Below are 16,111 nucleotides of genomic sequence, written 5' to 3' on the forward strand. Positions count from 1 at the left end.
CGATGCGCAGGTCGTCCGCGCAGGGCGTGCTCTATGGTCAGACCGTTGCGAACGTTGCCGGAATTGCCAATTCCGACCTCGAATGCATGGACATCCTCTATCTCGAAGGCCGCGTCACCGCGGGCCGGCTCGCCGAGGTCACGGGCCTCACGACGGGCGCCATCACGGGCGTGGTCGACCGGCTCGAGAAGGCAGGGCTGGTGCGCCGCGAGCGGGACGAGACCGATCGCCGGAAGGTTTTCATCGCGGTCGTGCCGGACGCGGCGATGAAGATCGGTCAGTTCTACGTGCCGATGCAGCAGGCGATGGAGAAGGTGTTCGGCGGCTATTCCGACGAGGAATTGCGCTTGCTGCTACGCTTCGCCAATGATGGCTACAAGGGCGTGCTCGCGGCCACAGAGGCGCTCAAGAGCCTGCTCGACACGCCGCCGGAAAAGCGGCCCGCTCTCAAGCTGAAGAAGCTTCGTCGCTAGCCGTCTTGTAGACCTGCGCGGCCGCGATCATGCCCCACATCGCGCCCAGCATCATCCAGAAGTGCCGCCAGTGGTCGGTGTCGATCACAAAACTTTCGCCGACAGTGCCGACGAAGGCTGAAAATATCGCGAGATAGGCGCGCTGCCAGGGCACACGGACGAAGATGTGGCGGAAGCCCATGATGAGGGTGGTGAAGACCAGCGCGGGATAGCACACGCCGGAGAGCCAGCCGCCGGACATGAAGGCGTTGAGGTAGGAGTTGTGGGTGTCCTCGGGGAAGTAGCGATGGAATTGCAGGGGGCCGATGCCGAACGGCAGGTCGAGCGCCATCTCCGCACCGAGGATGTGGCGGCCGAACCTGCCGAAGCGGCCCTCGTCGTAGCTCTGGTCGAAGCTGGCGCGCTGCTTGAACATTTCGGCAGTGGAGTCGAATGACAGCAGTGCTGCGATCAGCGCCAGCCCCAGCACCGCGGCGACGATCGCCATGATGATGATGCGCGAGCGCTGCGCGTTGGTGCGGCTGGTCAGCACCATCAGCGCCAGCATAAAGGCGGAGGTCAGCACCAGCCCGCCCCAGGCGGCTCGGGAGAAGGCGAGCAGGATCGCCAGCGACATGATGCCGAAGGCGATGACGTTGCGGAAGGCCTTGCCGAGCTTGTCGGAGACCACGCTCTGGAGCGCAAACAGTGCCGGCAGGATCAGGAAGGCGCCGAGCACGTTCGGGTCCTTGAACGTGCCGCGTGCGCGTCCGTAGAGCGTGAGGAGGTCGTTGCCGCCGGGAACCAGGTGGAAGTAGCCGGCGACCGCCAATAGCGAGGCGACCATGGCGCCGACCACGAGCCCGCGGCGGAGCATGTCGAGCCGGACCGCCGTATCCTCGGAGGTGACCATCGCGAAGAACACCACGGTCACCGCCATGTACCAGGATGTCGCGATCCAGCTCACCACCTCGGACTGCTCGAACAGCGGGATCGCGCTGATCGTGTAACCGACATTGAGCAGGACCAGCAGCGCGACCAGCGGCATCAGCGCGAGCCTCAGCCGCAGGCCGGTGGCGAAGAAGAAGACGGTCGCGAGCAGCGTCGCGATCTCGTAGGGGCTCGGCTCGATGAACACGATCGCGCCGGACGCGCCGACCAGCCACACCAGCGCGCGCTGCAGGGCCAGCACGCCGGGCGCAGCCGGTGCGGCTAATTTCACTTCATCGGCTGTCGCCGCATAGGCCATCACACGCTCATACGCTTACGCTACTGGTACGCCACAAATACCGCTGTCGTCGCCCGGCTCGACCGGCGATCCAGTACTCCGCGGCGCCTATTGCGGAAAACGAATGGCGCTGCGGAGTACTGGATGCCCCGGTCAAACCGGGGCATGACCACAACTCAATACGCGTTCTCGTTCTTGGTCAGCAGCGAGATCGGCGTCTTCAGGAGAATGTAGAGGTCGAACAGCACCGACCAGTTCTCGATGTAATAGAGGTCAAACTCGACGCGCTTCTGGATCTTCTCTTCATTGTCGATCTCGCCGCGCCAGCCGTTGATCTGGGCCCAGCCGGTGATGCCGGGCTTGACCCGGTGGCGGGCGAAATAGCCGTCGACGGCTTCGTCGAACAGGCGGCTCTGCAGCTTGCCCTGCACCGCATGCGGACGCGGGCCGACCAGCGAGAGATTGCCGGAGAACACCACGTTGAAGAGCTGCGGCAGCTCGTCGAGGCTGGTCTTGCGGATGAAGCGGCCGACGCGAGTGACGCGTGGATCGTTCTTGGTCACGACCTTCGAGGCGGTCGGATCGGCCTGATGGTGGTACATCGAGCGGAACTTGTAGACGTCGATCCGTTCGTTGTTGAAGCCGAAACGCTTCTGGCGGAACAGCACCGGGCCGGGGCTGTCGAGCTTCACCGCCAGCGCCACCAATCCCATCACCGGCAGGGCGGCGAGCAGCGCGAGACTGCCGACGACGCGGTCGAACAGCCATTTCATCACCAGATCCCAGTCGGTGATCGGTGCCTCGAACACGTCCAGCGTCGGCACCTCGCCGAGATAGGAATAGGAGCGGGGACGGAAGCGCAGCTTGTTGGTGTGTGCGGAGAGGCGAATGTCGACCGGCAGCACCCAGAGCTTCTTCAGCATCTCCAGGATGCGCGTCTCCGCCGAGATTGGCAGTGCGAACAACACGAGGTCGACGCGGGTGCGGCGGGCGAACTCGACGATGTCGTCGACCTTGCCCAGCTTGCGCGCGCCGGCGCAGGTGTCGAGCGCGCGGCTGTCGTTGCGGTCGTCGAATACGCCGAGCACGTGGATGTCGGAATCCTCCTGCGCCTTCAACGCCTCGACGAGCTGCTCGCCGTTCCTGTCGGAGCCGACGATGATTGTACGGCGGTCGAGCCGACCTTCGCGCGCCCAGGCGCGCACCAGCGAGCGCAGGACGAGACGCTCGGCCATAAGGGCGGCGAGCCCGAGGAAGTAAAAGGCGGCAAGCCACAGCCGCGACACTTCGCTGCCGAACTTGGCGAAGAACGAGATGCCGATGAACAGCAGGAAGACGACCGACCACGACCAGATCATCCGCGTCATCTGCCGGAGCTGCCGGCGGAACAACTGCACCTGATAGATGTCGGCGGCCTGGAAGCAAACCACGGCAGCGACCGCCACCGCGATGATCTCCGCAGGATAGACCCAGCTGAAGGCACCGGCGAGCGGCATGACATAGCCGACATAGAGCGCAATGCCGACGAGGCTGAGCAGCGCGAAGTCAGCCAGGCGGACGAAGCCGGCGATCACGATCGGCGAATAGGCGCGGGCGACCTTCTGATTGACGACCTCGAGCGCAGCGGGCGAGAGCCGGCGGCGGCGCTCCACAAAGGGTTGGGCAGCGGGCGTCGCCGCGGCGCTGGCCGCGGCATCGAGCATCGAGCGTGCGTTGAGCGGTTCCACGGGCGTCCACGTCCATTCCAAAGCCCCGCGGCGCGGCCTTGCGCGCCCGGGCAAGCATCCCCTGGGCCTTCGATTATCGAACAAATCGGAAGATTTTCTAAAGCGGGCTTAAGGATGGTTAATGATTGGCAAATGCGTCGCGATAGGCGGCGAGCACGCCGTCGACCATCGCGGCTTGCGAGAAATGCGCCGAGATGCGCGCGCGCAAGGCGGCCGCGCGCTGCGCCGTTGCTTGGGGATCGTCGAGTGCGGCAGCGATCGCCTCGGCCATGGCCTCGGAATTGCTCGGCGCGAACAGGGCCGGACTCTCCGCCCCGAAGATCTCGGGAATGCCGCCGATGCGGGACGCGATCATGGGAATGCCGGCCGCGCCCGCCTCGATCACGACATAGGGCATGGAATCGCCGCGCGAGGGGACGACCAGCAGCCGCCCCTTGGAGAAGCCGTAGCGCGCCTTGACGTGGCCGATGAAGCGGATCGCGCTGGAGAGGCCGAGTCTCTCGACCTGAGCCTTCAGCGCCGCGGTTTCCTCGCCATCGCCGCCGAGCGTCAGCGTGACCTTCTTGCCGCCCTCGTGCAGGCGCGCCACGGCATCGACCAGCAGATCCGCGCCCTTGATGTGCCTGAACTCGCCGACATAGGCGAGGTCGGTGGCATCGTCGGCGATCACGACGGGCTCGAACTCTTCCGGCGTGACACCGTTGAAGACGCAATGCACCACACCCTTGGGCGCGCCAACGATGCGTTGATAGGTGTCGCGGGCAAAGGCGCTCTCGAACAGAAACAGGTCGGTCGCGTCCATCAGCGTGCGTTCGAGCCGCGCGTAGAACTCGCCCTTGAAGGTGTTGAGAGGATAGTGCAGCGAGCCGCCGTGCGGGGTGTAGATGCGGATGGTATCGTCCGAGCGCCGCCGCATGCGGATGAAGGCGCCGGCCTTGGCGCCGTGGCCGTGCATGACGTCAGGCTTGAGCGTCGCGATCAGGCGCCGCATGCGAAGCCACACCAGAACATCGCCAGGTGACGGTTCGCGGTGGATCGCCAGCCGGTGCACGCCGAGCTTCAGCCGCGGCGCGAACTCGGCAAGCGCCTTGTCGGCGCGCTCGCCGCCGGTGAGGCTGTCGGCGAGGATGCCGACATGATGGCCGCGGTCGACCTGGCCATTGGCGACGTCGAGGATATGGCGGAAGATGCCGCCAACGGGTGCGCGCACGGCGTGCAGGATGCGAAGCGGCCGGTCGGGAGAGGGGGGCATGATCAAAACCAGCGCTCGACGGCGGCTACCGAACAATTCTCGCGAAATAATCGAGATGGATTAAGGGGCCTCGTGGTTAACAAACGGTGACGAGCGCGCGTGCGCCGGTCGCCGGACGTTGCGATTAACCCAGCGGCAACCTTAATGGAGTGTAATCGCTCCGGTTGAGATAGAGTCGCAGCGTTGCCCTGCGGGAGTGTTCGATGCGTTTAGCGTTCTGGCGTGCCGGCAAGGACAAGGCTGTGATCGAGCGGGCTGTCTCGAAGTCCAAAGCCGAAGTCGCGCCCAAGATCGAAGCCAAGATTGAAGCAGGGCCTGCGCCCGTTGTCGTGAAGCAGGCGCAAATCCAATCCGGCGACATCGACCTGCACGCGCTCGGCGCGGCATTGACGCGCAAACGCGGCTGGATCGTCGTGCCGACGGTGCTGGTGCTCGTCGCATCCATCGCCGTCGTGAATCTCGTCACGCCGCGCTATAAGTCCGAAGCCCGCATCCTGATCGACGGCCGCGAGAACGTGTTCCTGCGCCCGAACAGCGATCGCACCGAGGAGCGGCAGGCGCTCGACGCCGAAGCCGTCACCAGCCAGGTGCAGCTCGTGCTGTCGCGCGATCTCGCGCGCGAGATCATCAAGAAGAACAAGCTCGCGGAGCGACCCGAATTCGATCCGGTGCTGCAAGGCATCTCGCCGCTGAAATCGCTGGCGGCGCTGGTCGGCATCGGCCGCGATCCGTTCTCGATGACGCCGGAAGAGCGCGTGCTGGATGCCTATTACGAGCGCCTCCAGGCTTACGCCGTCGACAAGTCGCGCGTGATCGTGGTCGAATTCCAGTCCGCCGATCCCGAGCTCGCCGCGCGTGTCGCCAACTCCATCGCCGACGGCTATCTCGTGCTCCAGCAGGGTGTGCGCCAGGAGCAGGCCAAGAACGCCAGCCAGTGGCTCGCCGGCGAGATCGAGAATTTGCGTAAGAAGGTCTCCGACGCCGAGGCCAGGGTCGAGGATTTTCGTTCCAAGTCGAGCCTGTTCGTCGGCACCAACAACACCACGCTGTCGAACCAGCAGATGGGCGAGATCAATACCCAGCTCAACAACGCGCGCTCGATCAAGGCCGACGCAGAGTCCAAGGCGCGGCTGATCCGCGAAATGCTCCAGAGCGGAAAGCCGATCGAGGCATCGGAGGTGGTGAACTCCGAATTGATGCGGCGGCTGTCGGAGCAGCGGGTGACGCTGCGCGCGCAGCTCGCCGAGCAGTCGTCCACGCTGCTCGGCAATCACCCGCGGATCAAGGAGTTGAAGGCGCAGCTTGGCGATCTCGACAACCAGATCCGCGACGAAGCGGGCAAGATTTCGCGTTCGCTCGAAAACGACGCTCGAATCGCCAGCGGCCGGGTCGACGGGCTGACGACGAGTCTCGAGCAGCTCAAGAAGCAGGCGGCATCCACCAACGGCCAGGACGTGCAGCTCCGCGCGCTCGAGCGCGAAGCCAAGGCGCAGCGCGACCTCTTGGAAACCTATCTCGCCAAGTACCGCGAGGCCAACACCCGCGAGACCATCGATACCGCGCCGACGGATGGCCGCATCATTTCGCGCGCCATCGTCTCGAACACGCCGGCCTATCCGAAGAAGCTGCCGATCGTGCTGATCGCGACCATCGCGACGCTGCTGCTGTCGTCCGGTGTCGTCGTCACCGGCGAGCTGTTGCGCCAGACCGCGCCGCGCGCGGTGGGTGCGATCCTGCCGTCGCGGGTGGCGGTGCGTCATGAGCCGGTGGTCGAGCCGATGGTCGATCCGGTCGTCGACGAGCCGGGGCCGCTTCAGCCAGCGATGACGGCTGAGGCCGACATCACCGAATTCACCGAGATCGAGCAGTTGGCCGAGCGCCTGCGCGCAGCGGGCGCGGCGGCGAAGAAGATCACGGTGCTGGGCACCGCGGCCGGCGCATCGATCACGCTCACGGCGCTGACGCTCGCCCGGCATCTCGCGCGTGACGCTCGCGTCGTCGTGGTCGATCTTGCCGCGTCCTCGCCGACCGTTGCCGCGGTGGCTGTCGATGCCTCTGCGTCTGGCCTTGCCGAGCTGATGCAGGGCGAAGCGTCTTTCGCGCAAATCATCACCCGGGACAAGCTGTCGCGGCTGCATCTGGTCATGGCCGGCCGCCCCGGCTTCGATCGCAGCTTGCTGCAGTCGCCGCGGGTGACGCTCGCGATCGATGCGCTGCTCCGCGCTTACGACCACGTGCTGCTCGATGCCGGCAGCGCCTCCGACCTGCCGGCAGAATTGCTGACGACCCATGCCCGCGCCGTCGTGGTGCCTGAGGCGTCGATGGCAGCGGATGCGCGTACGTTGATGTGCGAACAGCTGAGGGCGGTCGGCTTCAGCGACGTGACGATGCTGAGCAAGCCGGTGCAGCCGTCGGATGCGATGGAGACGCCGCGCGTCGTGGCGGCATAGGCTTTTCTTTCTCTCTCCGCGCGCTCGGAATCGTAGGGTGGGCAAAGGCGCGCTTGCGCCGTGCCCACCATCGATCCAATACCGCAACAGAAGTGGTGGGCACGCTTCGCTTTGCCCACCCTACGATACTTTCCTTTGCGGGAGCAGGGCAGCTCGCAAGCGGAGAATTGCTACCCGAACGCCTGCCGCAACGTACGCGCCAAGTCGAACAGCATCTGGTTCTGCTTGACCATTCGCTTGCCGCGGCTCAGTGAGGACATCGCCATCGCCGCGAGCTTTCCGCGTGAGGTCAGCGGGACAAAGCTGTCGAAAATGTCTTCGTCGTTCTTGCAGAACATCCGCTTGTAGTCGTCCGAACCGATGCCGAGGTCGAGCGAGCAATAACCGCGCTCGGCGCAGCCATCGATGATGTAGCGCATCAGGATCAGGCCCGGGCTGTAGCGGGCGTGCTCCGACATCGTGTAGGTGTTGAACATCATCGAGAGGCGCTGGCCGTCGGCGACGCCGGCGAAAATCGCGATCACGTCCTCGTCGCATTCGAGCGCGTGGATGTCGATCACGCGTCCGTCTCCGCGCCGGGCAAGGCAGGCGCTGCGGATGAACTGTTCGATGCCCGGTTCGGCGAAGACGTTCGGCAGCTTCTGCTCCGCCATCCGCGCCGGCTTGACGCGGAAGAACCAGTCGAGCAGGCGCACGATGTCCGCATCCTCGGTCGCAAGGTGGTAGCGGTAGCCGGCGAGGGCCTGGAGCTTCTTCTCCTTGCTCTTGAGGCGGCGACGGAAGGAATTGCTGATCCGCGATGTGGGCGGTCCGGCCGGCTCCATCGCCAGCAACGGGCAGCCGTTGACGGAGCTCTGCTTCGGCAGCAGCGCAAACGGGTTCTGCTGGTCGTTCCAGCGCTTGGGTTGCTGCGTCAGCGAGAGGACGTCGACATGCTCGTGCAGCGGCGCAAGCAGCGCATCGAGATCCGCGAGGACGACGTGAGCCGCGAATTCGGCGCTCCACAGGCCCATGTTGTAGGTGGTATGCTTGCCGCCCATGAAGCAGGCCGTGCGCACGCCATGGCTTTGGCGCAGTGACAACGGCAGCAGTAGGAGCGGCCGTTGCTCGGGGTCGCGGGCGATCACGATGAAGGGGCGGGCGCCCTCGCGTTCGCCGACCAGCTGCTGCCAGGGAGCGAGCAGGTCAAAGCGCTGATAGGGTGTGAAGAGGTGGCCGCTCTCCTCGAAGGCGCGCCAGGCCGCCTCGGCCTCGCCGAGATCGGTGACGATGTCGACCTGGGCGATGCGGCTCGTTTTCGACCGCGCTGGCGCATCTGCCGTCCGGCTTTGCATCGCCGCAGCCATGGTCATTCGCGAAACCTGTCGAGAAATCAAAAATATGCGTATTTCGGCCCGTGGCCGACCTTTGCAAAGAAGTGTCAACAAAGGGTAATGATAATAGGCGGGGGGAACAGGCGCCGGAGGGAGGTGTAGACCTTGGCATCCGACGAGAGATGGCCGGCGCGTCTGCGGCTCGAGCTGGCCTGGTTCAGCGGTCAGGCTGCGCTGCGCAGCCGTGGTGCCGGCGCCATCCTGCGCTTCGCGCATGTGCGGCCGCGGCGGCGTGGCCGATTTCAGCCGCTAGGCCAGCACGAGATCACGCCGCAGTTCCTCGATCGCGCCATTCGCGCGCTGAAGCAGTGGAAGTACGATTTCCTTGGCATGGACGAGGTCTGCCGCCGCGCGGTGACGCTGCCGGAGAAGCGGCGCTTCGTGGCACTGACCTTCGATGGCGCCACTAAGGATCTCATCAACTTCGCTTATCCGGTGCTGTCGCGCCACGCTGTGCCGTTCACGATCTATGTGCCGACCGCGTTCCCCGATGGCGTCGGCGAAGCCTGGTGGCTCGCGCTCGAACGGATGATCGCGCGCGAGAGCCGCATCAGCCTGATCATGGACAACCAGGAGCAGCGCTTCACCATCACTGACAATGCCGAGAAGCAGACCGTGTTTTCGTATCTCGAGGGCTGGCTGCGTTCGCTGCCGCCGGCGGATCTGTCAGCGGCGATCGCCGATCTCTGCACGCGCTACCGAATAGACCTCGCCGCGCTCTCACGCGAAGCGTCGATGGATTGGGAAGACCTGACCAAGCTCGCCGCCGATCCGCTCGTCACGATCGGTAGCGCGACCGTAAACTATCCCGTTCTCGCCAACATGAAGGATGCGGCCGCGCTCCGCGAGATGACGATGGGCAAGGCGGTCGCGGAAGCGGCCTTCCGCCGCGAGATCAGGCATCTCGCCTTTCCGTTCGGCGATCGCTCTTCGTTTCGGCGCAGCCACGTCGTGATGGCGGAGGAGGCCGGCTTTGCCAGCGCCGTGTCGACGATCCCTGGTATCGTGGATGCGGAGGGACGCACCAATTTGCGCGCGCTGCCGCGGATCTCCTGGGACGGCCGGATCCAATCGTTGCGCAGGATGCGCGTGCTGATGTCAGGCGTTGCCTTTGCGCCGGTGAAACCGACGGGAAGCGCCAGGAGCTAGACGTTACGAGCTAGCCGCTACGAGCTGGATTTGGCGCGATCGGGACGCTGCATCCAGCTCACGATCGGCATCGCCGGCAGCACCCAACCCATGCCGACGACTACGTAGTAGATCGCCTGCCGCCAGCCGGACTCGGCGATCCACGGCATCTGCGCCAGCGCCATGCCGAGCAGAGCCCAGACCGTGGCCAGCACCAGGAGCAGGATGGCGCCGAGGAACTTGCGGGTGCGGATCGTCATGGCGGAATGTTGCGGCTTTCGCGTAACTTGCGCTGCGGGAGCGGGGGACTATAAGGGGCGCGCAGTCTGGTTCAAGCCTGGTTTTTGCTCCCAATGACGACGATTTCCGCCCCGTCCCAACCGCATCGCGCCGTGCGCATGTGGCTGATCGCCGTGGCCGCGCTGATCGCGCTGATGGTGCTGGTCGGCGGCGCGACGCGGTTGACGGAATCCGGCCTCTCGATCGTCGAATGGAAGCCAGTCACGGGCAGCGTGCCGCCGCTGACCGAGGCGCAGTGGACCGAGGCGTTCGAGGCCTACAAGAGGATCCCGCAATATCGCGAGCTCAACGCCGGCATGAGCCTGTCCGAGTTCAAGGAGATCTTCTGGTGGGAATGGAGCCACCGGCTGCTCGGCCGTTTCATCGGCGTCGCCTATCTGCTGCCGTTCCTGTTCTTCCTGTGGCGCGGCGGGCTGCCGGGTGAGCTGAAGCGGCGGCTGTGGCTGTTGTTCGCGCTCGGCGGCCTCCAGGGCGCGGTCGGCTGGTGGATGGTAGCCTCGGGCCTGTCGGAACGCATCGAGGTGTCGCAATATCGGCTGGCGACCCATTTGATGCTCGCGCTTCTGATCTTCGCCGGCATCGTCTGGACGGTGCGGCGGCTCAAGGAGCGGCCGCAGATCGCCGTGCCGGCGCGGTTGAGGTTCACGAGCGCGCTGCTCCTCGTTGTGACCTTCGTGCAGATTTATTTCGGTGCCCTGGTCGCGGGTCTGCGGGCCGGGCGCGCCTACAACACCTGGCCGCAGATTGATGGTGCGTTCATTCCCTCGGCGGATCGGCTGTGGTTCGAGACGCCGTGGTGGCGCAACCTGTTCGACAATGTGCTGACGGTGCAGTTCGAGCATCGTGTGACCGCCTATGCGCTGTTCGTGCTGGCGGCGCTGCACGCGATCGACGCGGTGCGCTCGCGCGCAGGTGCGGCGGCAAGCGGCGCGCTCTGGTTGCTTGCTGCGGTGAGCCTGCAGGCGGTGCTCGGCATCCTGACGCTGCTCAACCAGGTTCCGATTGGACTGGCGCTGGCGCATCAGGCGGTCGCGATCGTCGTGTTGACACTCGCGGTGATGCAGACGGAGCGGCTGGCCTCGCGGCAGTTGACTGAGGTGCGGCCGCGCGGTGTTCCGCTGGGTCAGGCCAGCTGATCAACAATAGCCGTAGACTCCGCACGCGTAAGGCAGGCGCCAGAAATAGTCGACCTGCTTCCCGCCGTAATACGAGCCCTGATAATCGTAATCCCAGGGGCGACCGTAATAGCCCGGCAATGTGTGCGAGCCGGGCAGCAGCGGGGTGCCCGGCAGGTTGCGGATGTAGCTGCCGATGCCATAGGCCGGTGAGATCAGCGCATCCGGATCGGTCTCGACATAGACTCTTGGTGCTTCCTGCGGCGGAACAGCGGCGCGCCGCTTCGGCGTGGCCGGCAGATCGGCAGCCAGCGCCGTTGAAACCGTCAGCATCGCCGCAAGGGCAGGCACCATCCAGCGCAGCATCGTCGGCTCCGAATCAAAGGGGCGATCCAAAGACGATGTATGCGGCAGATGTGGTTAATGACTATTAACTGAAGCGATCAATCCGGGGCGGCTTTGTACTCCGCCCCGGAATGACAAGAACTAAGCGCCCAGCGCCTGTTCCAGATCCGCGATCAGGTCTTCCTTGTCCTCGATGCCGATCGAGAGCCGCACCACGTCAGGGCCGGCGCCGGACCTGACTTTGGCGGCGTCGTCGAGCTGGCTATGCGTGGTCGAGGCCGGGTGGATCACCAGCGAGCGGGTGTCGCCGACGTTTGCCAGATGCGAAAACAGCTGCAACTTCGACACCAGGCTGACACCGGCGTCATAGCCTCCCTTGAGGCTGAAGGTGAACACGGCGCCCGCGCCCTTCGGCGCGTATTTGCGCGCGAGCTGATTGTACTTGTCGCTCGGAAGGCCTGCATAGCTGACCGAGGCCACCGCCGGATGGCCGGCGAGGAATTCGGCGACCGCCTTGGCATTGTCGCAGTGCTTCTGCATGCGCAGCGGCAGCGTCTCGATGCCGGTCAGGATCATGAAGGCGTTGAACGGGGAGAGCGCCGGTCCGAGGTCGCGCAAGCCCAGCACGCGGCAGGCGATCGCGAAGGCGAAATTGCCAAAGGTCTCCTGGAGGCGAATGCCGTGATATTCCGGCCGCGGCTCCGACAGCATCGGATATTTGCCGCCTATGGACCAGTCGAAGGTGCCGGCATCGACGATGATGCCGCCGAGCGAATTGCCATGGCCGCCCAAGAATTTCGTCAGCGAGTGCACGACGATGTCCGCGCCATGATCGATCGGGCGGATCAGATAGGGCGAGGCGAGCGTGTTGTCGACGATCAGCGGCACGCCGGCCTTGCGCGCCACCGTCGAGATCGCCTCGATGTCGGTGATGCTGCCGGCGGGATTGGCGATGGACTCGATGAAGATCGCCTTCGTGCGCGGCGTCACCGCGCGCTCGAAGCTTACGATGTCATCGGGGTCGGCCCACACCACGTTCCAGCCAAAGCTCTTGAACGCATGCGTGAACTGGTTGATCGAGCCGCCATAGAGCTTTCGCGCTGCGATGAATTCATCGCCGGGCTGGAGCAATTGCTGCAGCACCACGACCTGTGCGGCATGGCCCGAGGCCACCGCGAGCGCGGCCGTGCCGCCTTCGAGCGCAGCGACACGCTCCTCCAGCACCGCGTTGGTGGGATTGCCGATGCGGGTATAGATGTTGCCGAACGCCTGCAAGCCGAACAGCGAGGCGGCGTGGTCGGCATCGTTGAACACGAAAGACGTCGTTTGATAAATCGGAGTTGCGCGCGCACCGGTGGTGGGGTCGGGCTGTGCACCGGCATGCACGGCGAGCGTGGAAAATCCCGGAAGGCGATCGCTCATTGAGGGCGTCCTGTTCTCTTGGTCTGAATTCGCGCGGCATGCTGATCGGCACGGCGTCCGCCGTCAAGCTGCGGCTTCACATCGAAAACGATCGTGCTACGCATTGTCGCGATCGCGAAATGAATCCTACGCGATCGCGTCAGCTTTGCTCGGTCTTGTTTTTGGCGGCGCGATCTGATGCCGCGGTGTCGCCACCGCCGACACTCATCCGATTGAGGGATAGCCGCATGCCTTGCGTCGGTACCGGAGCGCGCTTGGAGCTGAGCGTGCGTGAATTCACGCCCATCCAGGATATCTCAGACGACAAGCGGCCGTATTCGATCTTGGGACAGCGGTTCATCACCACCTTGATACCGACGGACTCTGCCTTCGCCGCCGCAGCGTCGTCGCGCGCGCCAAGCTGCATCCAGATCACCTTCGGCAGTGGATCGAGCGTGAGCGCCTCTTCGACCACAGGCATGATGTGGCTGGAGTTGCGAAAAATGTCGATCATGTCGATCGGACGGCCGATGTCTGAGAGCGAGGCGACGAAGGGCTTTCCGAGCAGCTCTTTGCCGACGTGTCCGGGATTGACCGGGATCATGTCGTAGCCGCGCTGCGCCAGATATTTGAACGCAAAGTAGCTCGGCCGCACGTTGACCGGCGAGGCGCCGACCATCGCGATCGACTTCACGCTGTTGAGGATGCCGCGGATGTAATTGTCGGGATAGGCGTCGTGGTTCATCTCATATCTTTTCTTGTTGTCATTCATCCCGCCATGTCGGCGTACGCTTTGCGATGAAGGCGCCAATGCCTTCCTCGGCGTCGCGCGCCATCATGTTCTCGGTCATCACCTCTGCCGCATGGCGATAGGCCTCGGCAAGGCTCATCTCGGCCTGGCGATAGAATGCCTCCTTGCCGAGCTTGACGGTGTAGGCAGATTTCAGTGCGACCTGCTGCGCGAGCGCAATCGCGGCCTCGCGCTCGGTGCCGGCGGGGACGATGCGATTGACGAGGCCGATCTCGCGGGCGCGCGCGGCCGGGATCGGCTCGCCCGTCAGCAGCATCTCCATCGCCTGCTTGCGCGGCACGTTGCGCGACAGCGCCACCATCGGTGTCGAGCAGAACAGGCCGATGTCGACGCCGGGCGTGGCGAAGCTCGCCGCCTCCGAGGCGATCGCCAGATCGCAGCTTGCCACGAGCTGGCAGCCCGCCGCGGTGGCGATGCCTTGGACGGCAGCGACCACGGGCTTGGGCAGGCGCACAATCGCCTGCATCATGGCGCTGCACGCCGTCATGATCTGCGCAAAATAAGCCCGGCCGCGATCCGGATCGGTGCGGCGCGCGGTCAGTTCCTTCAGGTCGTGGCCGGCGGAAAAAGCCGGGCCGTTGGCTGCGATGACGGCCGCACGGATGTGCTTGTCTTCCGCGATCGCATTGAGGCTCGCATGCAGCTGTCCGATCATCGCCTCCGAAAGGCTGTTGCGCGCGGCTGGTCGGTTCAGCGTGAGAACGGCGACGCTGCCGACGATCTCGCGCAGCAGGATCGGCGGTTGCGGGGAGGGGGCACGGGCGGCCTGGGCGGACATCGAAGCGTTTCCAGTTGGATTATTGCAATTGGATGATGCAGATAACTTAATGTAACAGGGCAAGCGAAGCGAGGGTGGGAACAGCATGGCATTGGCGAAAATGAGCGTGGCGGAGGTCGAGCAGTTTCTGCGTGACGAGTTTCCCCAGGCCTTCAGCGGCGATGACATCACGATCGAAAGCGCCGATGGCCAGACCTGCCTTTTGCGCCAGCGCTACAGCGAAAGGATGCTGCGACCGGGTGGAACCGTGTCCGGACCGACGCTGATGGCGCTGGCCGATTTCGCCATGTACGTGGTGCTTCTGTCGGCGATCGGGCCGATCGGGCTGGCGGTCACCACCAATCTCAACATCAACTTCCTGCGCAAGGGCCAGCCCGGGCAGGACGTGCTGGCCGAGGCCCGACTGCTCAAGCTCGGCAAGCGCCTGGCAGTGGGGGAGGTGAATCTCCTGTCGGGCACATCAGCCGACCCAATCGCGCATGTCACCTCGACCTATTCCATTCCAAATGTTTGAGCTTTTTGCAGGTAATATAGCACCATATTTTTAAGTTATTGATTCTACGAATATAAATTCCGTCTTGGGGCATTGACCGCTGCGCCTCTCTTCTCTAGAAACCCGCCCAGTCCGGTGCGGTGTTCGCGCCGATGTCTCCCTCACGGAAATTCTGACATGAAAACCTTTTCGGCAAAGCCGGCCGAGGTGACGAAGAAGTGGGTGCTGATCGACGCCAAGGGTCTGGTCGTCGGCCGTCTCGCCACCATCGTCGCCATGCGGCTCCGCGGCAAGCACCTCCCGACCTACACCCCGCACGTCGATTGCGGCGACAACGTCATCATCATCAACGCGCAGCATGCGGTCCTCACCGGCCGCAAGCGCGAGCAGAAGACCTACTACAAGCACACCGGCTACGTCGGCCACGTCAAGGAGCGCACCGCGCGCCAGATCCTCGAAGGCCGTCATCCCGAGCGCGTGCTCGAGAAGGCCGTCGAGCGCATGATCCCGCGTGGTCCGCTCGGCCGCGTGCAGATGGGCAACCTGCGTGTCTACGGCGGCGCCGATCATCCGCACGAGGCGCAGCAGCCCGAGAAGATCGACATCGCCAAGTTGAACCGCAAGAACACGAGGGCCGCATAACATGGCCGAATCCATCCAGTCGCTCGACCAGCTCTCGCAGCTCAAGACGGCGGCCGCGCCCGAGGCGCCCAAGCACGAGAAGAAGGTCGACAAGTTCAATCGCGCCTATGCCACCGGCAAGCGCAAGGACGCGGTCGCCCGTGTCTGGATCAAGCCGGGCGCCGGCAAGGTCACCGTCAACGCGCGCGAGGTCGAGGTCTATTTCGCCCGTCCCGTGCTGCGCATGATGATCGAGCAGCCGTTCTCCGTGGCCCAGCGTTCCGGCCAGTACGACGTGATCTGCACGGTCGCCGGCGGTGGCCTGTCCGGCCAGGCTGGCGCCGTCCGTCACGGCATCTCCAAGGCGCTCACCTATTTCGAGCCGGAGCTGCGCAGCGTGCTCAAGAAGGGCGGCTTCCTCACCCGCGACTCGCGCGTGGTCGAGCGCAAGAAGTACGGCAAGGCCAAGGCCCGCCGGTCCTTCCAGTTCTCGAAGCGTTAATCGCTTCGATCACATTCGCCGCGAAAGCGGTTTCAATGAGATGCAAAAGGGCGCTGTTTTCAGCGCCCTTTTTGTTGTTCGTTTGTACGCAAATTGATGACGTGTTTCCCGAAAACTTGGGTCCACGCGAAAACC

General features: G+C 64.5%; 16 protein-coding genes. 7 read left to right on the forward strand and 9 right to left on the reverse strand.

Annotated elements, in window-relative coordinates:
• The first annotated feature begins 2 nt into the window (after nucleotides 1–2).
• Nucleotides 3–473, forward strand: coding sequence for a MarR family transcriptional regulator (locus tag ACNJX8_RS19560; RefSeq protein ID WP_164935052.1), 471 nt, complete (start codon nucleotides 3–5; stop codon nucleotides 471–473).
• Here ACNJX8_RS19560 and ACNJX8_RS19565 read toward each other — a convergent pair.
• The 3 genes from ACNJX8_RS19565 to ACNJX8_RS19575 form a co-directional block, all read right to left on the reverse strand.
• Nucleotides 448–1,701 carry an O-antigen ligase family protein gene (locus ACNJX8_RS19565; protein WP_439361708.1) on the reverse strand — a complete coding sequence of 418 codons (1,254 nt, stop codon included), beginning with the start codon at nucleotides 1,699–1,701 and terminating at the stop codon, nucleotides 448–450. The genes ACNJX8_RS19560 and ACNJX8_RS19565 overlap by 26 nt on opposite strands.
• A gap of 155 nt (nucleotides 1,702–1,856) precedes the next feature.
• Nucleotides 1,857–3,407, reverse strand: a complete 1,551-nt coding sequence (locus tag ACNJX8_RS19570) for an undecaprenyl-phosphate glucose phosphotransferase (protein WP_439361709.1) — start codon at nucleotides 3,405–3,407, stop codon at nucleotides 1,857–1,859.
• Between the two features lie 118 nt (nucleotides 3,408–3,525).
• Nucleotides 3,526–4,659 carry a glycosyltransferase family 4 protein gene (locus tag ACNJX8_RS19575; RefSeq protein ID WP_439361710.1) on the reverse strand — a complete coding sequence of 378 codons (1,134 nt, stop codon included), beginning with the start codon at nucleotides 4,657–4,659 and terminating at the stop codon, nucleotides 3,526–3,528.
• 203 nt (nucleotides 4,660–4,862) lie between these two features.
• On the opposite strand from ACNJX8_RS19575, the gene ACNJX8_RS19580 reads away from it, so the two are divergent.
• The gene (locus ACNJX8_RS19580) at nucleotides 4,863–7,109 is read left to right on the forward strand and encodes a GumC family protein (protein WP_439361711.1); all 2,247 of its coding nucleotides are present in this window, start codon (nucleotides 4,863–4,865) and stop codon (nucleotides 7,107–7,109) included.
• Nucleotides 7,110–7,279: 170 nt separating this feature from the next.
• Here the strand turns inward: ACNJX8_RS19580 and ACNJX8_RS19585 are convergent, their stop codons facing one another.
• The gene (locus ACNJX8_RS19585; RefSeq protein ID WP_439361712.1) at nucleotides 7,280–8,461 is read right to left on the reverse strand and encodes a GNAT family N-acetyltransferase; all 1,182 of its coding nucleotides are present in this window, start codon (nucleotides 8,459–8,461) and stop codon (nucleotides 7,280–7,282) included.
• Between the two features lie 126 nt (nucleotides 8,462–8,587).
• Here ACNJX8_RS19585 and ACNJX8_RS19590 point away from each other — a divergent pair, with 126 nt between their 5' ends.
• Nucleotides 8,588–9,631, forward strand: coding sequence for a polysaccharide deacetylase family protein (locus ACNJX8_RS19590; protein ID WP_439361713.1), 1,044 nt, complete (start codon nucleotides 8,588–8,590; stop codon nucleotides 9,629–9,631).
• Between the two features lie 17 nt (nucleotides 9,632–9,648).
• On the opposite strand, the gene ACNJX8_RS19595 is transcribed toward ACNJX8_RS19590, so the two are convergent.
• On the reverse strand, nucleotides 9,649–9,870 hold the full coding sequence (locus ACNJX8_RS19595; RefSeq protein ID WP_027529931.1) for a DUF2842 domain-containing protein: 222 nt from the start codon (nucleotides 9,868–9,870) through the stop codon (nucleotides 9,649–9,651).
• Between the two features lie 93 nt (nucleotides 9,871–9,963).
• Between ACNJX8_RS19595 and ACNJX8_RS19600 the strand changes: the two genes are divergently transcribed.
• On the forward strand, nucleotides 9,964–11,046 hold the full coding sequence (locus tag ACNJX8_RS19600; RefSeq protein ID WP_439361715.1) for a COX15/CtaA family protein: 1,083 nt from the start codon (nucleotides 9,964–9,966) through the stop codon (nucleotides 11,044–11,046).
• Here ACNJX8_RS19600 and ACNJX8_RS19605 read toward each other — a convergent pair whose 3' ends face one another.
• The 4 genes from ACNJX8_RS19605 to ACNJX8_RS19620 form a co-directional block, all read right to left on the reverse strand.
• The gene (locus ACNJX8_RS19605; RefSeq protein WP_128933400.1) at nucleotides 11,047–11,391 is read right to left on the reverse strand and encodes a hypothetical protein; all 345 of its coding nucleotides are present in this window, start codon (nucleotides 11,389–11,391) and stop codon (nucleotides 11,047–11,049) included.
• Nucleotides 11,392–11,511: 120 nt separating this feature from the next.
• A complete protein-coding gene (locus ACNJX8_RS19610) occupies nucleotides 11,512–12,792 on the reverse strand; it encodes an O-acetylhomoserine aminocarboxypropyltransferase (RefSeq protein ID WP_128933401.1) in 1,281 nt (426 codons plus the stop codon).
• A 139-nt stretch (nucleotides 12,793–12,931) separates the two neighbouring features.
• Complete coding sequence (locus ACNJX8_RS19615; RefSeq protein ID WP_091893390.1) at nucleotides 12,932–13,516, reverse strand: CoA-binding protein; 585 nt, start codon at nucleotides 13,514–13,516, stop codon at nucleotides 12,932–12,934.
• Between the two features lie 19 nt (nucleotides 13,517–13,535).
• Nucleotides 13,536–14,360 (reverse strand): enoyl-CoA hydratase, encoded by an 825-nt coding sequence (locus ACNJX8_RS19620; RefSeq protein WP_176945864.1) that lies wholly within the window; start codon nucleotides 14,358–14,360, stop codon nucleotides 13,536–13,538.
• 85 nt (nucleotides 14,361–14,445) lie between these two features.
• Here ACNJX8_RS19620 and ACNJX8_RS19625 point away from each other — a divergent pair, with 85 nt between their 5' ends.
• The 3 genes from ACNJX8_RS19625 to rpsI all read left to right on the forward strand — a co-directional run bounded on the left by ACNJX8_RS19625 (nucleotide 14,446) and on the right by rpsI (nucleotide 15,976).
• On the forward strand, nucleotides 14,446–14,874 hold the full coding sequence (locus ACNJX8_RS19625; RefSeq protein ID WP_128933403.1) for a PaaI family thioesterase: 429 nt from the start codon (nucleotides 14,446–14,448) through the stop codon (nucleotides 14,872–14,874).
• 156 nt (nucleotides 14,875–15,030) lie between these two features.
• A complete protein-coding gene (rplM, locus tag ACNJX8_RS19630; protein ID WP_018642440.1) occupies nucleotides 15,031–15,495 on the forward strand; it encodes a 50S ribosomal protein L13 in 465 nt (154 codons plus the stop codon).
• A 1-nt stretch (nucleotide 15,496) separates the two neighbouring features.
• The gene (gene rpsI, locus ACNJX8_RS19635; protein WP_027559530.1) at nucleotides 15,497–15,976 is read left to right on the forward strand and encodes a 30S ribosomal protein S9; all 480 of its coding nucleotides are present in this window, start codon (nucleotides 15,497–15,499) and stop codon (nucleotides 15,974–15,976) included.
• The last annotated feature ends 135 nt before the right edge of the window (nucleotides 15,977–16,111 follow it).

The organism is Bradyrhizobium sp. SPXBL-04, from assembly GCF_051853035.1.
GTDB lineage: Bacteria > Pseudomonadota > Alphaproteobacteria > Rhizobiales > Xanthobacteraceae > Bradyrhizobium > Bradyrhizobium zhanjiangense.

Bases quoted from the DNA above. Each gene is read 5' to 3' on its own strand.
- ACNJX8_RS19605 (WP_128933400.1), bottom strand. From the start codon at position 11,391: ATGCTGCGCTGGATGGTGCCTGCCCTTGCGGCGATGCTGACGGTTTCA.
- ACNJX8_RS19600 (WP_439361715.1), top strand. From the start codon at position 9,964: ATGACGACGATTTCCGCCCCGTCCCAACCGCATCGCGCCGTGCGCATG.
- ACNJX8_RS19585 (WP_439361712.1), bottom strand. From the start codon at position 8,461: ATGACCATGGCTGCGGCGATGCAAAGCCGGACGGCAGATGCGCCAGCG.
- ACNJX8_RS19580 (WP_439361711.1), top strand. From the start codon at position 4,863: ATGCGTTTAGCGTTCTGGCGTGCCGGCAAGGACAAGGCTGTGATCGAG.
- ACNJX8_RS19560 (WP_164935052.1), top strand. From the start codon at position 3: ATGCGCAGGTCGTCCGCGCAGGGCGTGCTCTATGGTCAGACCGTTGCG.
- ACNJX8_RS19625 (WP_128933403.1), top strand. From the start codon at position 14,446: ATGGCATTGGCGAAAATGAGCGTGGCGGAGGTCGAGCAGTTTCTGCGT.
- ACNJX8_RS19565 (WP_439361708.1), bottom strand. From the start codon at position 1,701: ATGGCCTATGCGGCGACAGCCGATGAAGTGAAATTAGCCGCACCGGCT.
- rplM (WP_018642440.1), top strand. From the start codon at position 15,031: ATGAAAACCTTTTCGGCAAAGCCGGCCGAGGTGACGAAGAAGTGGGTG.
- rpsI (WP_027559530.1), top strand. From the start codon at position 15,497: ATGGCCGAATCCATCCAGTCGCTCGACCAGCTCTCGCAGCTCAAGACG.
- ACNJX8_RS19610 (WP_128933401.1), bottom strand. From the start codon at position 12,792: ATGAGCGATCGCCTTCCGGGATTTTCCACGCTCGCCGTGCATGCCGGT.
- ACNJX8_RS19595 (WP_027529931.1), bottom strand. From the start codon at position 9,870: ATGACGATCCGCACCCGCAAGTTCCTCGGCGCCATCCTGCTCCTGGTG.
- ACNJX8_RS19615 (WP_091893390.1), bottom strand. From the start codon at position 13,516: ATGAACCACGACGCCTATCCCGACAATTACATCCGCGGCATCCTCAAC.
- ACNJX8_RS19575 (WP_439361710.1), bottom strand. From the start codon at position 4,659: ATGCCCCCCTCTCCCGACCGGCCGCTTCGCATCCTGCACGCCGTGCGC.
- ACNJX8_RS19620 (WP_176945864.1), bottom strand. From the start codon at position 14,360: ATGTCCGCCCAGGCCGCCCGTGCCCCCTCCCCGCAACCGCCGATCCTG.